The organism is Saltatorellus ferox, assembly GCA_007751475.1.
Lineage (GTDB): Bacteria > Planctomycetota > UBA1135 > UBA1135.
This window is the reverse complement of the sequence record CP036434.1, coordinates 4,465,668-4,481,629: the sequence shown is the minus strand read 5'-3', so window position 1 is coordinate 4,481,629 and position 15,962 is coordinate 4,465,668. Positions and strand designations below refer to the sequence as shown.

The window sequence follows — 15,962 nt, the reverse complement described above, 5'->3', positions numbered from 1 at the left end:
GACGCTGGCTCTCTCGCCTGCTTGCAGGACACCGCATGAAAACATCCCTTCCCACGCACCTGGCCGCAGCGGCGACCCTCGTGTTCTTCGCGCTCTCCGGTTCGATCTTCGCCCACGAGGACGACCCCAAGCTGCTGAACATGAAGCCACCCGTCGCGGGAAGCGGTTACATCCGCGGTCTCGCCGCCGGCGCGATCCTGCCGGGTGGCGGTAGCAACAGGGGGACGCAGGCCGGCAGCGGCTTCGACAGCCACGAGGTCACGCTGCATTCATGGCTCTCGATCGCTGACCTCGGGGGAACGAACCTCAACAACGACATCTGGGGCTACGTGTCACCGAGCGGCCGCGAGTACGCGCTCGTCGGCGCCGAGCGCGCGACCATCATCGTGGAGGTCACGAATCCCGATCTGCCCACGATCGTCGGGAGCATCCCCGGCCCCTCCAGCATCTGGCGCGACATCCGCACCTACACCGATCGAGCCTACTCCGTCACCGAAGCCGGCGACGGCATCCAGGTGATCGATCTATCGAGCGTCGATGCGGGCATCGTTACCCTCGAGCGCACCGTGACGACCGGCGGCTCGACGGCCTCGCACAACGTCGTCGTGGATACGGACAGCGGCTTCCTCTACCGCTGCGGCGGAAGCGGCCACGGGCTGCGGATCTACGACCTGTCGAACCCGGGCAACCCCACCTACGTGGCGACCTGGGACGATCGCTACGTCCATGACGCGCAGGTCGTGACCTACACGTCGGGACCCTACGCGGGCAAAGAGATCGCGTTCTGCTGCTCGGGCTTCAACAGCGGCTGGGTCGATCCGGGCCTCTCGGTGCTCGACGTCACCAACAAGCAGAACATCGTCCAGCTCGCTCAGGTCTCCTATCCGGGCGGCGTCTACAGCCACCAGGGCGCCCTCTCCGAGGATCGCCAGCTCTTCTATCTCGGCGATGAACTCGACGAGGACGGCTCCATCGATACGACCACGCACGTGTTCGACGTGTCGAACCTCACGGGTACGACCTACACCGGCGCATTCACGAACGGCAGCCGCGCCGTCGGCCACAACATGTTCACGGCGAACGGGCACCTCTACCAGGCGAACTACAACGACGGCCTGCGCATCTTCGACGCGACCACCAACCCCTCCAGCCCGGTGGAGGTCGCGTACTTCGACACCGCGCCGACCTCCAGCGCGGCCGACTACAACGGCATGTGGGGCGTCTACCCGTACCTTCCCAGCGGCACGCTGCTCTGCAACGATCGCCAGCGAGGTCTCTTCGTCTTGACCCACGACCCGTCTCTCGGCCAGACCTACTGCCAGGCGAGCGCGAACTCCACGGGCCAGGTTTCGACCGTCCAGGGCACGGGCAGCCGAACGGTTGCCGACAACGACGTGAGCCTCACGGCGACGCAGCTGCCGCAGAACGCCGTCGGCTACTTCATCGTTTCGAATCAGCAGGGCTACGTGACGAACCCCGCCGGAAGTTCGGGCAACCTGTGCCTCGGAGGAGCGCTCGGTCGCTACGTGGGCCAGGCGTCCAGCTCGGGCTCCGCGGGCGAGATTCCCGTGCAGGTCAACGTGAACCAGGTGCCGCAGCCACTGGGCGCCGTGGCCATCCAGCCGGGCGAGACCTGGAACTTCCAGTGCTGGCACCGGGATGCCGTTCTCGGCATCCCGACGTCGAACTTCAGCGAGGGCTACGCGATCACGTTCCAGTGATCTGCGGGCCAATTTGGTGATCTGCAGGCCAGTGATCTGCGGGCCGAACGGCTACAGGAACTGCATCGCTCCGCCCGGGAGCAGGTAGACGATCAGCATCCGGCCGCCGACGACGGTCGGAACGTGCTCGCTGCCCGGGGTTTCGACGACCCAGCCCGGGGGCTGGCCCTGGAAGGTGGGTTCGCCCTCCAGGGCGACGCACCAGTTGATCTCGCCGTTCGGGTGCAGGTGACGGGGACCCGGGCCGGTCATGTCGACCACGTCGATCGAGAAGTCGCGGGTCTCCCCCGTGGCCTTGGCGGCCCGGCTGAACTTCACCGGAGCCTCGCCGCAGTTCGCGACCTCTCCCTTCTCCAGCAGCTCGACGAGGCCCGCGCTGACGGCCTGGCCTTCCGGCGAGTTCGGGTCGAGTCGGGCGTGCAAGGCGGCCTTCGCGGCGGCCGGGTCGGAGAGGTCGATGCCGTGGGCGGCATCGAGTAGCGGCTGAAATTTTTCGAGCATGGGGCCAGGTGGAGGCAGCAATGGGGGAGCGGCGCACGGAGGCGCGGAATCATCTTTCCGGAACGCGCTCCTAGGGTAACCTGCCGGGCGTGCCCGCACCCATCAAGCGCCTTCTTGTCGTCGCCGTCTGCGTCCTCGCCTCCTGGTATGCGCACAAGCCGCTCCTGGGGGCCGGCTTTCTTGGCTCGGACGCCGCCGTCCTCGAAGAGGTCGGCCACGCGTTCGGTGGCGGTCGAGAGGGGGCGGCCTGGAGCGTCGCGGACCTCGATCACCGCCCCGCAGCCGCGCTTTCCCTCGCGCTTTCCCGGTCGCTGCACGCGAAGGACGACGTGTACACGCCCGGCGACGCGGGGCGACTGCGCCTGGAGAGCCTGCTCCTGCTCGTCATCGCAGCCCTCGGCACCCGGGTGGCCGTGATCCGGGCCCTGCGCCCCTGGACCGGTGAGGACCATGCCCGCGCCGCCGGCGCGGCCGCGGGGGCGTTCCTCATGATCCATCCGCTGATCGTTCCGGTCGTCGGGCACCTGGCGAACCGCGGAGATGTCGTGGCGCTCGCGGCCAGCACGTGGTCGGTCGCGCTGCTGCTGAAAGGCCGCCAGGATCGGCGGGCCCTGGCGATCGGATTCGCCTTTGCGCTCGCGGTGATCGCGGCGGCGTCGTCGCCCTCCGCGATCGCGCTCGTTCCCCTCGGCTTCGGCCTCGAGTTCATCGCGGCGCGCAGGCACCGGCCGCTGGCGCAGAAGATTCGCACCGGCGTTCAGGTCGCTCTCGGCTACGCCGCCGCCCTCGCCGTCGAGGCGCTGGTTCGCTGGTGGATGAAGCCCTCGCCGGACGCCCTCGATGAGACCCTCCGGTCCGTGAATCCCGCCGATCTGCTCGCGGGGTCCAGTACGGGCTGGATGCACGCCCTCGGGCTCGCCGCAGAGAAAACAGGCGTCGTGGTGCTGCCCGTCAACACGACCGGGCTCGGCATGCTGGGCTACGTTCTCGCGGTCGCGGCGCTGCTCCTGGCGCTGCATCCGGGCTTCGTCGCCGCTCGCGCGGCGCCGCGTCTCTGGGGGCGCGTGCTCGCGGGCTGGGCGATCGCGCTCCTCGTGCTGCTCGCGCTGGGCGTGACCCAGCGCGCGGAACCCTCGCGGCTCGCGGACGCGCCGGGGACCCTCACGCTGGCGGTCTGCATGGCGGTGGGGCTCGGCATCTCGGGGACAGCGCTCTCCGGGGCCCGTCGTACGATTCTGCCTGCGCTCACGGGAGTCGCCTACGCCGTTCTGACGGCGGGCAGCGGCGCCACGATCCAGGAAGCCGCCGCCGAAACGGGCGCGGTCCACGAGGCCGTTCTCGATGCGCGCAGCCACTTCGAGAGCGAGGGCCGGACGGTGGGCGCTATCTGGGTCCTCGACCCTCCGAGGACCGTGGCGGGCGTCGAGACGCTCGTGCCGCGTGACGACAGGAGCCTCGGATCCGCTCCGTTCCTGCCCAGGGGCGCCGCGCCGATCCATGTCCGCGGTATCCAGTCCGCCTCGTTCTGGGTGTTCGCGACCGATCCGAGCTTCGAGTCGGTGCGCGCTTCCGGCCTGGTGCTTCTCCTGCCCCCGGAGGCCAAGGAGAACCCCGAAGCCGGGCCGCTGCTCGTCACGGATGGTGACGGCGCCGTGGCACCCATCGATCGCCCCGGGCGCCGGCGCAATCGTATCGCGCGCGACGTGACCCGCCGCGGTCTGTTCGTCGAACCGCGGGTGCCAGGGGCTCCCTTCGGCAAGGCGAGCCGCGGCGTCAGCTGGGTGGGAGAAGGGGCGTCCCCGGCGGGCGTCCGCGTCGATCCGCTGGAGCTGACGGCGATCGCTGCGACGCTGTCCGGCAAGGACTCGACCGTGATCGACCCGACCGAGACGCCGCTGGTCCGTTTCCGAGGGTCCTCCGATCTGGAGGTCGATGGCACCGAGCGGGGGGTCTGGGTGGCGGGCGCGGCCGGGCCAGAGGCTCTCTTCTCGCTCTCGACGAACCCGAGCTGGCTACTGGCGGGTCCGCTGCGGTCGGTCTGGTTCCTGGGTGAGCTGCAGTTCGCGACGTCGACGCGCGTGATGGTCGCACCGTCCAAGCTGTCGAACGAGGTCCAGCCGCGCCTCGTCAGCGACGGAAAGGACTGGAGCTTCGACGTGACCGGGGTGCCAGCGCTGCGGCCACTGGATCCTTCGTCCGAGGAGAGCTGGGTGCTCCGGATCGTCGATCGTGTGAGCGGCGAGTCCGTGCAAATCGCGCCCTCCTCGACCACCGGTGGAAGACTCCTCGTGCCGGACGCGGGCGTTTTCCATGACGCCCCCGTGGAATGGATCCTGGATCGCCAGCTCGGCGGCGTCACCGTGGCAAGAGCGCGCGGCTCCCGCTGATCCAGACAGGAGCGGTTTCGGGCCCTCGAACTCCCCGTCGGCGCGTGGGGAAAGTAGCTTGTCGGCCATGTCGACCCAGCCCTCCACCGAGCTCGATACGTTCCCGAATCCCCGACCGGGCCGGAACTACGAGATTCGCTTCGATTGCCCCGAGTTCACCTGTGTCTGCCCGAAGACGGGGCAGCCCGATTTCGCCACGATCCGCATCCGCTACACGCCGGACGAGACCTGCGTCGAGCTGAAGAGCCTCAAGCTCTACCTCTGGTCGTACCGCGAGGTCGGCGCATTCCACGAGGCCGTGACGAACAAGATCCTGGACGATCTCGTGGCGGCGATCTCGCCCAAGAAGATGGTGGTCGAGGGCGACTTCTGGGTCCGCGGCGGGATCACGACGGTCGTCGAGGTCCAGCACCCCTGACCCCGGGAATGAGCGAGCCTCACGACGAAGAAGATCCCGAGATCCGGGCGCTCATGGCGCGCCTGGAGGTCGGTGATGTCGGCGCTTCCGAGGCTCTTCTCCAGGATCTCTACGGCGTGCTGCGTTCGGTCGCCCGTGAGACCATGAGCCACGAGCGCGGGGACCACACCCTCCAGCCCACCGCCCTCGTCCATGAGGCCTGGATCCGCCTCTTCCACCGCGAAGACGGCGCCGTCCCTCTTCAGGTCGGCAGTCGAGACCATCTCGTAAGACTCGTGGCGCGGACCATGCGACGTGTCCTCGTCGACCATGCTCGGGCCAAAAAAACGGCCAAGCGCGGCGGCTCCTCGCGCAGCCTGGAACTCGACGAGGTCGTCGCCCGCTTCGACGAGAGCGGCACGGACCTCGTCGAGTTCGACGATGCCCTCAAGGTCCTGATGAGCTCCGACGACGAGCTGGCGCAGGTCGTCGAACTCAAGATCTTCGGCGGCCTTTCCATGGAAGAGATAGCGAGCGTTCTGGGCGTCTCCCTCGCCACGGCGGAGCGCCGGTGGCGGGTGGCCAAGCTCTGGCTGCTGGAGAAGCTGGGCTGACAGACCGACAGACAGACTGACCCGGCCGCCCCAAGCGTCCGAAGGACGCCCGGGCCCCGCTCGGCCCCCGCAGGGGGCTGAGCCGCCCGCGCGAGGCTCGCCCTCGCGGCCCGTGCGGCGAGCACGCCCGCCCGGCGAGGGCGCCCGTCCGGCGAGGACGCCTGTCCGGCGAGGACGCCTGCGCGGCGAGCGCCAAGCGATGCAATCGCTATTTCGCCGTCAGGCGAAATGCCAGAGATACTGCGCGCTGTTACAACGATCGTGCGGTTCGGCATTCGATGCCTTGGTCGCAGTCTTGCCCGCCGATGACTTCCCGACACCGACTGCCTGCCGTTCGCGCGAAGCGCCGAACGCGTGGGCTGAGACTTCCCGCTACCGGCTTGCGGGCTGCCCGCTAGCGACTGTCCCAGCAGGTCTCCCGACACGGACTACCTGCCGTTCGCGCGAAGCGTCGAACGCGTGGGCTGAGGCTTCCCGGTAGCGGCTGGTGGGCTGTCCGCTGGAGCGCTCGCCCGCACGGGCGAGCTGGGCAGATGTCGGACTTGCCTCTCAGACCTCAGACCTCAGACCCGCCCAGCTCGCCCTGACGGGCGAGCGCTCCAGCGGACAGCCCACCAGCCGCTACCGGGAGACCCGAGCCCACGCGTTCGACGCTTCGCGCGAACGGCAGGCAGTCCGTGTCGGGAAGTCGGCCGGGGGAAGTCGGCTGGGGCGGCGGTCGGCGGTCAGGACGGCTGCCAAGGCATCGAATGCCGAACCGCGCGATCGCTGTGACAGCGCGCAGTATCTCTGGCATTTCCTCTGACGAGGAAATAGCGGTTTCACCGCTGTGCGCTCGCCGCGCAGGCGTCCTCGCCGGACGGGCGTCCTCGCCGGACGGGCGTCCTCGCCGGACGGGCGTCCTCGCCGGACGGGCGTGCTCGCCGCACGGGCGCCCTCGCCGCACGGGCGCCCTCGCCGGACGGGCCGCGAGGGCAAGCCTCGCGCGGGCCGCTCAGCCCCCTGCGCGGGCCGCTCAGCCCCCTGCGGGGGCCGAGGCAGGCCCGGGCGTCCTGGCGGACGCGACAAGCCGCCCAACTACTTCAGCATCGCGACCAGCCTGGGAAGCACCTCGACATACCGCCGGTCCAGGCCGAAATGACCGCCGTCATGCTCGACGTGTTCATGGGGGATGCCGAGCCGCTGGAGTTCCTCGACCAGCTGGCGCAACCCGAACTGGAGCCCGAATTCGTCCTTGAGTCCTGCCTCGAGATAGAGGCCGTCCAGCGCCTTCAGCTCAGCCACATGGTCCCTGGCCACGACCACGGGGTCGAAGCCGAGGAAACGCTGCCAGACGTCCTCGCGGCGCCTCGCCGTCTTCGGGTCGAACGGCAGGTCGAAGCCGAACTCACTGTCCTCGCTCGGCGCATAGCAGGCAGACATCGCGATGACGTTGATCGCCGCGTGCCCGTCGCCGCTGAGCGAGAAGTCGTTCTCGAAATCGTCCATCCAGGTGCGGGGATCGCCACTGTAGGGGAGAAGCGCGCGGGCAGCCGCGACGATCTCGTGACCCAGCGGTAGCTCGAACGCGCAGTCGCCGCTGATGGAGCCCGCGACCTGGAAACGGCCCGGTTTCGTCATCGCGAGGTGCAGGGCGCCGAAGCCGCCCGAACTCTTGCCGCAGACGATGCGCCGGCTCGCGGCCGTCCTGTACTGGTCGTCGACGAACGCGGTCAACTCGTCCGCCACGTAGTCCGCGTACTGACCCACCGCGGCGCTGTTCACGTACTGGCTGCCGCCGAGGCGCGTGAACGCGTCGGGCATCACGAGGATCGCGCCGCGCTCGCCGGAAGACACCAGGTAGTCGTCGTACTGGGCGACGGCGCCGCGCTTCCAGGGGTGGGTCTCCAGCATCGCCTGCCCGCGGCCGGTGAAGCCGGAGAGCAGGAACGCGACGGGGAGCGGTTCGCCGTCGATCGCGGCGGGCGGCAGGTAGACCGGGACCTCCCGCACGTGCGGATCACCGAGCGGGTTGCCCGCGAGGCATGCGCTCTCGAAGCTCGGCCATTCGACTCGGCCACGCAGGGCGGACTCGCGTTTTTCGGGGCGCAGGGGACTCATGAGGAGACGCCTCCCGTCGCTGCGGCGAGCTCCGCTTGGAGCGCCTCGTAGCCGGGCTCGATGCGCTCGTCGATGATCCGGTGGCGGTCGGCATAGGGGTAGAACGCGGCGTTCATCGCATTGATGGTCACGCGCTCGAGATCCTGGAGATCGCAGCCGTAGGTCTCCACGGCGACGCGGAATTCGTCGGTCATCGTGGTGTGGCTCATGAGTCGGTTGTCGGTGTTCAGGGTGACGCGGTAGCCCTCGCGCAGAAGGTAGGGGAACGGGTGCTCCGCCAGCGACTTGACGGCGCCCGTGTGGACGTTGCTTTGCAAACAGCACTCGATCGGGATCCGATGGTCGAGCACGTAGGTGGCGAGGCTTCCGACCTTGACGACCTTGCCCTCGTAGATCGCGATGTCGTCGATGAGGTGAGTGCCATGTCCGATGCGGTGGGCGCCGCAGAACTGGAGAGCCTGCCAGATGCTCTCGGGCCCGAAGCTCTCGCCCGCGTGGATGGTGATCGAGCCGTTGCTGCGCTTGATGAACTGGAACGCGTTGATGTGGTGCTTGGCCGGGTGCCCCGCCTCCTCGCCCGCGAGGTCGAAGCCGCAGCAGCCGCGGTCGAACCAGGAGACCGCGAGTTCGGCGAGCTTCAGCGAGAGATCGGCGGACTGGTTCCGCATCGCGCACACGATGACGCCTGACTCGATTCCAAAGTCCTCGCGGGCGCGCTCCAGGCCCCGGAGGACCGCCCGCATCACGGCGTCCAGCCCGAGGTTCTCGGCGGTGTGGAAGACGGGGGCGAAGCGGACCTCGAAGTAGACGCAGTTCTCGGCGGCGAGGTCCTCGCCCAGTTCGTAGGCGACGCGCTCCAGCGCCTCGGCCGTTTGCATCACGGCGATCGTGTGACGGAATCCCTCGAGGTACTGGGCGAGCGAGCCCCTGTCGGCGCCCTCGAAGAACCACTGGCCCAGCCGGACCGGGTCGCTCTCCGGCAGCTCCAGGTAGCCGATCTCACGGGCGAGATCGAGGACGGTCTCCGGCCGCAAGCAGCCGTCGAGGTGCTCGTGAAGGAGTACCTTGGGCGCTCGGGTGAGGATGTCGTGGGTGAGGAGGGATCGGGTGCTCTGGGCGGACATGGGGGGCAGTGTAGACCGAGCCGCGCCCGTCTTCGGCCGATGGTGGCAGGGAATTAGGCCCGGCTTTGCCTTTCCACTCGGCTATCCTCTCCGCCCGAACCCCGTTTCCATCGCTGTCTCTTCACGCCGTACTTACCGTGACCGATCTTCGCGTCCGCATCGCACCGAGCCCCACGGGCGCCGTCCACCTCGGGCTCTGCCGCACCGCACTCTTCAACTGGGCCTACGCCAAGAAGCGCGGAGGCAAGTTCATTCTCCGCATCGAGGACACGGACAGGACGCGCAGCACCGAAGAGAGCGAGCGCGCGATCGTGGAGGGGCTGCGCTGGCTCGGCGTCCAGTGGGACGAGGGCCCCGACGTGGGCGGTCCCCATGCTCCCTATCGTCAGTCCGAGCGAGCGGAGGGCCATGGGAAGCAGGCCGTCTCGCTCCTGGGATCCGGCCACGCGTACCGCTGCTTCTGCACGCCTGAGCGGCTCGCCGAGGTCCGCGAGGCACAGGAGGCCGCCAAGGAGACCCCGCGCTATGACGGCCACTGCCGCGGCATGGACGGCGCGGAGTCGCAGCGGCGCGCCGACGCGGGCGAGCCCTTTGCGATTCGCTTTCTGATTCCCGAGGGATCGACGACGATCCACGACCTCGTGCGCGGCGAGGTGACCTTCGATCACAAGGAGATCGACGACTGGATCATGGCTCGCAGAGACGGCACGCCGACCTACAACTTCGTGGTCGTGTCCGACGATGTCGCCATGGAGATCAGCCATGTCTTCCGCGGCGAGGAGCATCTCGTCAACACGCCGAAGCAGCTGCTCCTGTACCAGGCGATGGGGTACGAGCCCCCGCGCTTCGCTCACCTTCCGCTGATGCTCGGCAAGGACCGGAAGAAGCTCTCCAAGCGCTCCGGCGACACGTCGCTGGGGGACTACATCGCCAACGGGTACCCGAAGGCTGCCATCGTCAACTTTCTGTGCCTGCAGGGCTGGGCGCTGGACGGTGAGACCGAGGTCTTCGACGTCGACACCTTCGTCGAGCACTTCGACATCGAGAACGTGCAGAAGGCGGGGGCGGTCTTCGACATCGACAAGTTCAGGTGGCTCAGCGCCGACACGATCCGCCGCATGGACGTCGCAGAACTCAGCCAGGAGGTCGCGCCGTTCGTGATTCAGGCCGGGCAAATGACCGCGGACGAGATCGCAGACCGACGCGACTGGTTCCAGCGACTCGTCGCGGGCGAGCAGGAGCGCATCGACCTCTTTTCGGAGTTTCCACCTCGCGTGCGGCCGTTCTTCGAGGCGGACGACGCGGTCACCTTCGAGGACCAGGCCGAAGCGGGAGCGCGCAAGCACGAGGGGCGCGTCGAGACGCTCGGGCGGTTCGCGGACTGGCTCCGCGGGCGGGACGCCTCCGAGTCGGCCGAGGCCATGGCCGCGGCGGTGAAGGACTGGGTGAAGGAGGAGGGTCTGAAGTTCCCGGCTCTCTTTCAGCCGCTGCGCTGCGCCCTCACGGGGATGGCGGGCGGTCGAGACCTTTTCGATTGCATCGAGCTGCTCGGCAGAGAGTCGGCGCTGGCCCGGATCGAGGCCGGGCAGAAACGGCTCGCATGAGCGGAAACGGCGGGTTTAGGCGGGCACGACTGGCGTAAATCAGTCAAGGGGATCGTCCGAAGGGCCGATCGGATCCAGGGGCGGCTCCACCGGCCGCCCCGGTTCACGACCTCCGACGACTCGCCGCGGCACAGCCCGCCCATTCTCGACATGAGCCCAGACGTTCCTGAGCGTGCGCGGTTGTCCGAAGAGGAGCTGAACGCTCGCAGGGAGGAGCTCCTGCTGGACGTTCGCCATCGACTCGCGGGCGGCCGCGGGGCCGAGGAGCGCGCGAAGCGCGGGGTTTCGCAGTCGAGGATCCGCATGCGGACGCTCCTGCTCCCGGCCTTCGGGATCCTGCTGTTCCTGCACTTCGGAAGCCGAGCGGGAGCGCCCCTGGGCGTCCACGCGGCCTTCACTCCGGGGGCCGGTGAATCGTTCGCCGGCCCCAGGGTCTTCGCCGCCGAGCGGTCCGGCGCCGACGCGACCGGCGAGATCGAACTCGCTCCTGGCGACGTGGTGGGCACCACGAGCGGCCCGCCGAGCACGCTGGAACTCGGGAAGGGCAGGCTGCTCCTGGATTCGGGAGCGCGCGCCGTGGTGGCGAGCCTCCTGCCGCCGCGGGTCAGGCTCCTGGGCGGCACGGCGCGCGCAGAGGGCCGGCTTCGGGTGGTGACGGCCCACGGCGTGTACGACCTCGATTCGGGCGCGGCGCGGCTGACGCTCGGCAGCGACGTCGGCCTCGTGGTCGAGCAGTTCGAAGGCGAGGGCGCGGTGATCGGCCCGGAAGGCGAGAGGAAACTCGCGGCCGGGATGACGGCCGTGAGCTGGTAGAGTGGAGTTCGTCGGAACCGTAACTGGTACGGTACCGACGTGATCGAGCCCCGACGTTTCAGCCGCCTTCGCCTGGCCGCCTTCGATGCGGTCGAGCGAGTCACCGTCCTCCTGGGCGCGCGCCGGTTCTACCGCTGGCGCTACCTCAGCGCGGAGAGGCTGGGTGTCCGGGAGCACATTCTTCGGATCCCGGGCCTTCCGCCTGCGCTGCAGGGGATCACCATCGCTCACCTCTCCGACATCCATGCCGGGCCTTTCCTCTCCGGCGCAGATCTCGCCGCCGTCGTCAGCCTGATCGAGCAGCGCAGGCCAGACTTCGTCTGCTGGACCGGCGACTACGTCACCCACGGAGTCGAAGACGTCCTCCCGGTGCTGCCCGACCTTCGGCGCTGCGTCGGACAGCGGGGAACCTTCGCTGTCTTCGGCAACCATGACTACAAGCTCCGGCGCGAGTGGGAGATCGTTGCGGCCCTCGAGCCCGACGGCTGGCACTTCCTGCGCAACCGCTCGAAGACCGTCGAGGTCGATGGGAGCACGGTCGCCTTCGCTGGCATCGAAGACCCCGAAGAAGGCAAGGTCATCGACGTGGACGCGGCGCTGGAGCTCGTCGGCGCCGCCGACGTCGTCATAGGACTCTGTCACGGTCCCCGCGGCGCTCCCGCGTTCGCCGGGCACCCTGCCGCCCATGTCCACGCCGTGCTCTCCGGCCATACCCACGGCTCCCAGGTCGACCTGCCCTTCCTGCGCGATCTGGGCCCGCCACACCCCGGCCTTCGCGTCGAACTGGGCGGTACCACCGTCTTCGTGGCCCGCGGCCTCGGCGTGGTGGGGCTTCCGCTTCGCACCGGAGCGCCAGCGGAAGTCTCGTTCGTGACCCTTCAGTCCGGACCCGAATCGGACCAGAATCTCTCCGATGCAGGGTAGCTTGAGACTCCACGGCGGCGTGCTCTTCGTGGGTCGTCAGGACCTGACCGCGGAGGTCGCGACCTACGACCTCGGCGGTCGTCCCCTCGAAACTCGCTTCTCGTTCAAGGACGAGATCGCGGGGCGTTCCAGCGTCAGCGGCATGGACGTGGACGCCGATCGTCGGCTCTGGATCGCCGACGGGGCGGCCTCGTGTCTCCGCTGCTTCACCCTCTTCGGCGTCGAGGTCGCGTCGGTCAGGGACGACATGGATGCCGGGATCGCGGCCGGTCCGCGACCCCTCGGCGCCACCGACCGTCATGGGATGATCGGCTCACCCGTCGATCTGCGCGTGCTAGGCGAGGACGACGATACGACGCTGATCGTTGCCTCGGCCGGACGACGCCGGCATGGCCTTCAGATCCTGCACATCGGCACGGGGCGTGGTCGCTCGATTCCGCCGCTGGGGGATCCGGAAGGCGCGTACGAGCGGATCCGCGGGATGGACTGGCGCGGGTCGGAGCTGGTCGTCGTGGAGTCCGGCGTGCGCCGCGTTCAGCTCTTCGAGGGCGATCCCCTCGGGCGGCTCGTGTTCCGCCATGCGTTCCCCATCCCCGAAGGCCTCGGAGATCCCGAGGCGGTCGCGCTGGTCGGCGACGGCCGCGTCGTCATCGCGACGGCCGGGACGATCAGTGGCCTCCACATCTTCGATGCGAGCGGGCGCTATCTCCGGAGGCTCGCCGGCGATTCGGTCATCGACGCCCTGGCGGACGAACGCGGTGAGCCGGTCGTGGAGCAGCCGTCGGCGCTCGCGCTCGACCTGGCCTCCAGCGATCGTGATTCGAGGCTGGCGGTCCTGGACCGGGACGGAGAGCGCGTGCAGATCTTCTCGCTCGACGGACGCAGCTTCGGCAGCGTGCTGTCGAGCCATTCTTGAGAGGGCGAGCCGGTTCCACCAGCTGGTAAGGTGGGAGTCCCTCGGCCCCGGTGCCGGCCCCATCCATGAAGTCCTCCCCACGCTCTCCGCTCCTGGGCCTCGGCGCCATCGCCGCCGTGGCCTTCGCGGGACTTCTCTGGCTGGTGTTCTCCCAGGCGCTCAACGACGACGGAGAATGGGGAGTTCGGCCTGCTTTTCCCGAGACGATCGGACCGAGCGAGCCCGAGCAGGGCGAGCCGCCGGCCGAGGGCGCCGATCTGGCGATCCCCGCTTCGAAGGAACCAGGCGCGGACGAGATCTCCGCCGCGCGCTCTTCGCTGGACCCGCAGCGCTCGTCCCTCGGCGAGTCCGCCGCCATCGAGACCGAATATCGGGCGGTGCTCCTCGTCCAGGACCTGGCGACGGGCCTGCCGATCGAGGGAGCCGCTGTGGGCGAGGTCTTTCGCGGTGGGGAAGCCGTGAAGGCTCGAAGGGGCGAGGACGCTGCCGTCAGCGGCGAGGACGGCCGCCTCGAGGTGGCCGCCTGGATTCCGAGCGGGCCCGACGTCGCGCCCGAGCTGCGCCTGGACGTTCGAATCGTCGCGGCGGGCTATGTCGAGGCGATCGCTTCCAGCTTGAGCGCCGTGCCCAGCGCGGGATCCGGTGATGCGGCCGATTCGCGCGCGATCCTTCCGCCCCGCGTCGTGTCCCTCCAGCGCGCGGGAGCGCTCGTCCTCGACATCATCGGAGCGCCCGCAGGGAGCGCCGGCGAACTCGCCGTCTGGTTCGATTACAGCGCCCGTGGTCGTCGTCCCGACCTTTCGCTCGAGTGGCCGATCCAGCCGAAGCGCGGCACCGGCGAACCCGCCGTTGGCGTGGAAGCCGGTGCAGGCGGGAGCATCCGCGTCGTACTGGAAGATCTCACGCCAGGGTCGTTCTCGGTGGCTCTCGCGATCCGGGGGCGCCCCGTCGCGTTTCAGCAGTCGCTCGCGTTGCTGCCAGGCGAGCGGCTCCAGGTGAGCCTTCCCGTCAAGCAGGGCGAGATCGCCAGCGGTGTCGTCCTCGATCTGGAAACCCGTCAGCCGGTGCCGGGGGTGTCGCTTCAGATGAAGCCGGAGATCCCCGGTCTGCCCGCGAGGATCGATGAGCTGCCGTACCCCGCCGTGCTCACGGACGCTCGCGGAGCGTTCTCGATCGCCGGTCTACCGCTCGGCGTCATCCAGGCGGTCCTGGTGACCGTCGACGGCGCCACGCATCCCCGTGACGTGACCGTGGTCCCGGGCAATCAGACCCGCTCCCACGAGCTGCGGGTCCGCGGTTCGGCCGCACTGGCCGGAACGGTCTCCGTACCGGAGGGGATGTCGGCTTCCGGGGTACAGGTCCTCGTGACCACGGCCGATGCTGCCCCTCGGGTTCAGGACAGGGACGGGCGCCTCCAGGTCGAGGACGGCTTCGGTCCAGGCGTCTTCGCCCTCGTCGACCTCCGTACGGGCGAGTTCAGCGCGGAGCATGTGCCCTCCGGGCGAAAGCTCGTCGTGTACGCGATCGCCCCGGGGACGTCGCTGGGCATCGCGACCGTGTCGGAGCTGAAGCGCGGCGAACGGCGGGAGCGCGTCCAGGTGGTGCTCCTGCCGCGAGCGGATCGGCTCTTTCGTGTGACGTCCACGACCGGTGAGATCATCGGGGACGTGCGCGCGAGCTTTCTCGGAGCCTGGACGGTCGGAGGCGACGCGGAGAGTACGGCATCGAACCGCCGGGCGCCCGCGCGCTGGACGGCTCGGGACACGATCGAGGCGCGGCACGACGGCCTCTTCGTCGCGTCGCCCGCTCTGGGCGAGATCGAGCGGGTTCGGATCTGGTGGGGGGATCGCGCCCGGGGGGCCTTCGAGTGGCCTGCGGCCAATGTCGAAGAGGTTCCGCACTTCGAACTGACCCCCGAGCCTCGAGTGGCCTTCGAGGTGACGGGGAGCGATGGTCTGGCGATCCGCGGCGCACGCATCGTCGCGTCCCTGCAGAACGGTGGCGACGGCCAGAGATCCCGGCGCGGCCCGACATCCACCGCGAGAACCGACGAGTTCGGCAGGGCGTACCTGGCGCTGCCGGTTCCCGCGGACGCCGAGGGGAGCACCGCCTGCAGTCTGCGCGTGATCGCCGATGGATTCGTCACCCGGAGCGATCTGGAGGTCGACCTCGGGGACGCGTTGCCGGCGGAAGCGCGGCGGGTGGTCATGGAACGGCCCCCACGGATCGAGTGGGCGCGGATCACCGGAAGGCTGGCACAGCCGAACGGCGACCTGGTCCCGGGCCCGAGATTCGATGGCCTGCGTGGTGGCACGGTGCGGATCGACGAGCACGACTTCGAGATCCGGGGGCTGCGGCCTGGGCGCCACGAGATCGTGGTCCACTGCGATCGGTTCGAGAGTCTCAGGCTGCCGGCGATCAGGCTCGAGCCGGGCGAGCACCTCGATATGGGCGAGCTCACCATGCGTTTCGGCACCCGGGTGGACGTCCTGGTCAAGGATGCGAAGGGGCGGCCCGTGAGAGAGGCCCAGGTCCAACTCGTGCGCCTGCCCGACAGGCAGAGTGGTCGGACCGGTTTGCCGAGAAGCGTCGACTTCCCTCGATCGAGTCAGCCGGTCGGTCTCTTCCGGCGAGCCAACGTTCCCAGGGCGAGGTGGCGTCTCGTTGTGAGCCACCCAGGCCATGAGGTCTACCGGGAGGTGGTGAGCGTGACAGGCAGCGTCAAGCGCCTCTCGGTGGCTCTGAAAGCGAAGTCATGAAGGGGACCCGCCCGGGGTGCTGCCTCAGTTTGGAAGTCCGAGAGTGGAGTTGGGGGCGGATGGGAGACGCTGCTCTACAATAGAGCGCTGTTTCTTCAGCTC

The 15,962-nt window shown here is 69.1% G+C and carries 12 protein-coding genes; 9 read left to right on the top strand and 3 right to left on the bottom strand.

Annotated features, from left to right (window positions below; translation table 11 throughout):
- Positions 1-35: 35 nt before the first annotated feature.
- Complete coding sequence (locus tag Poly30_RS16020) at positions 36-1,721, top strand: choice-of-anchor B family protein (protein WP_145199180.1); 1,686 nt, start codon at positions 36-38, stop codon at positions 1,719-1,721.
- Positions 1,722-1,772: 51 nt separating this feature from the next.
- Here Poly30_RS16020 and Poly30_RS16015 read toward each other — a convergent pair whose 3' ends face one another.
- Positions 1,773-2,222: a 4-hydroxylaminobenzoate lyase gene (locus Poly30_RS16015; protein WP_145199177.1), complete on the bottom strand. Its 450-nt coding sequence runs from the start codon at positions 2,220-2,222 to the stop codon at positions 1,773-1,775.
- An 89-nt stretch (positions 2,223-2,311) separates the two neighbouring features.
- Between Poly30_RS16015 and Poly30_RS16010 the strand changes: the two genes are divergently transcribed.
- The 3 genes from Poly30_RS16010 (at position 2,312) to Poly30_RS16000 (ending at position 5,620) form a co-directional block, all read left to right on the top strand.
- Positions 2,312-4,609 carry a hypothetical protein gene (locus Poly30_RS16010; RefSeq protein ID WP_145199176.1) on the top strand — a complete coding sequence of 766 codons (2,298 nt, stop codon included), beginning with the start codon at positions 2,312-2,314 and terminating at the stop codon, positions 4,607-4,609.
- Positions 4,610-4,676: 67 nt separating this feature from the next.
- On the top strand, positions 4,677-5,027 hold the full coding sequence (queF, locus tag Poly30_RS16005; protein WP_419190249.1) for a preQ(1) synthase: 351 nt from the start codon (positions 4,677-4,679) through the stop codon (positions 5,025-5,027).
- An 8-nt stretch (positions 5,028-5,035) separates the two neighbouring features.
- A complete protein-coding gene (locus Poly30_RS16000; protein WP_145199170.1) occupies positions 5,036-5,620 on the top strand; it encodes an ECF-type sigma factor in 585 nt (194 codons plus the stop codon).
- A 1,077-nt stretch (positions 5,621-6,697) separates the two neighbouring features.
- On the opposite strand, the gene Poly30_RS15995 is transcribed toward Poly30_RS16000, so the two are convergent.
- The gene (locus Poly30_RS15995; protein WP_145199167.1) at positions 6,698-7,720 is read right to left on the bottom strand and encodes an alpha/beta hydrolase; all 1,023 of its coding nucleotides are present in this window, start codon (positions 7,718-7,720) and stop codon (positions 6,698-6,700) included.
- Positions 7,717-8,844 carry an adenosine deaminase gene (locus tag Poly30_RS15990; protein ID WP_145199164.1) on the bottom strand — a complete coding sequence of 376 codons (1,128 nt, stop codon included), beginning with the start codon at positions 8,842-8,844 and terminating at the stop codon, positions 7,717-7,719. Before Poly30_RS15990 ends, Poly30_RS15995 begins: the two co-directional genes overlap by 4 nt.
- A 137-nt stretch (positions 8,845-8,981) precedes the next feature.
- Here Poly30_RS15990 and gltX point away from each other — a divergent pair, with 137 nt between their 5' ends.
- From gltX to Poly30_RS15965, 5 genes are all read left to right on the top strand, one after another.
- Positions 8,982-10,448, top strand: coding sequence for a glutamate--tRNA ligase (gltX, locus tag Poly30_RS15985; RefSeq protein WP_419190248.1), 1,467 nt, complete (start codon positions 8,982-8,984; stop codon positions 10,446-10,448).
- A gap of 150 nt (positions 10,449-10,598) precedes the next feature.
- The gene (locus tag Poly30_RS15980; protein WP_145199157.1) at positions 10,599-11,261 is read left to right on the top strand and encodes a hypothetical protein; all 663 of its coding nucleotides are present in this window, start codon (positions 10,599-10,601) and stop codon (positions 11,259-11,261) included.
- A 39-nt stretch (positions 11,262-11,300) separates the two neighbouring features.
- On the top strand, positions 11,301-12,185 hold the full coding sequence (locus Poly30_RS15975; protein ID WP_145199154.1) for a metallophosphoesterase: 885 nt from the start codon (positions 11,301-11,303) through the stop codon (positions 12,183-12,185).
- Positions 12,175-13,101 carry an NHL repeat-containing protein gene (locus tag Poly30_RS15970; protein ID WP_145199151.1) on the top strand — a complete coding sequence of 309 codons (927 nt, stop codon included), beginning with the start codon at positions 12,175-12,177 and terminating at the stop codon, positions 13,099-13,101. Before Poly30_RS15975 ends, Poly30_RS15970 begins: the two co-directional genes overlap by 11 nt.
- A 65-nt stretch (positions 13,102-13,166) precedes the next feature.
- Complete coding sequence (locus Poly30_RS15965; protein ID WP_145199148.1) at positions 13,167-15,860, top strand: carboxypeptidase-like regulatory domain-containing protein; 2,694 nt, start codon at positions 13,167-13,169, stop codon at positions 15,858-15,860.
- The last annotated feature ends 102 nt before the right edge of the window (positions 15,861-15,962 follow it).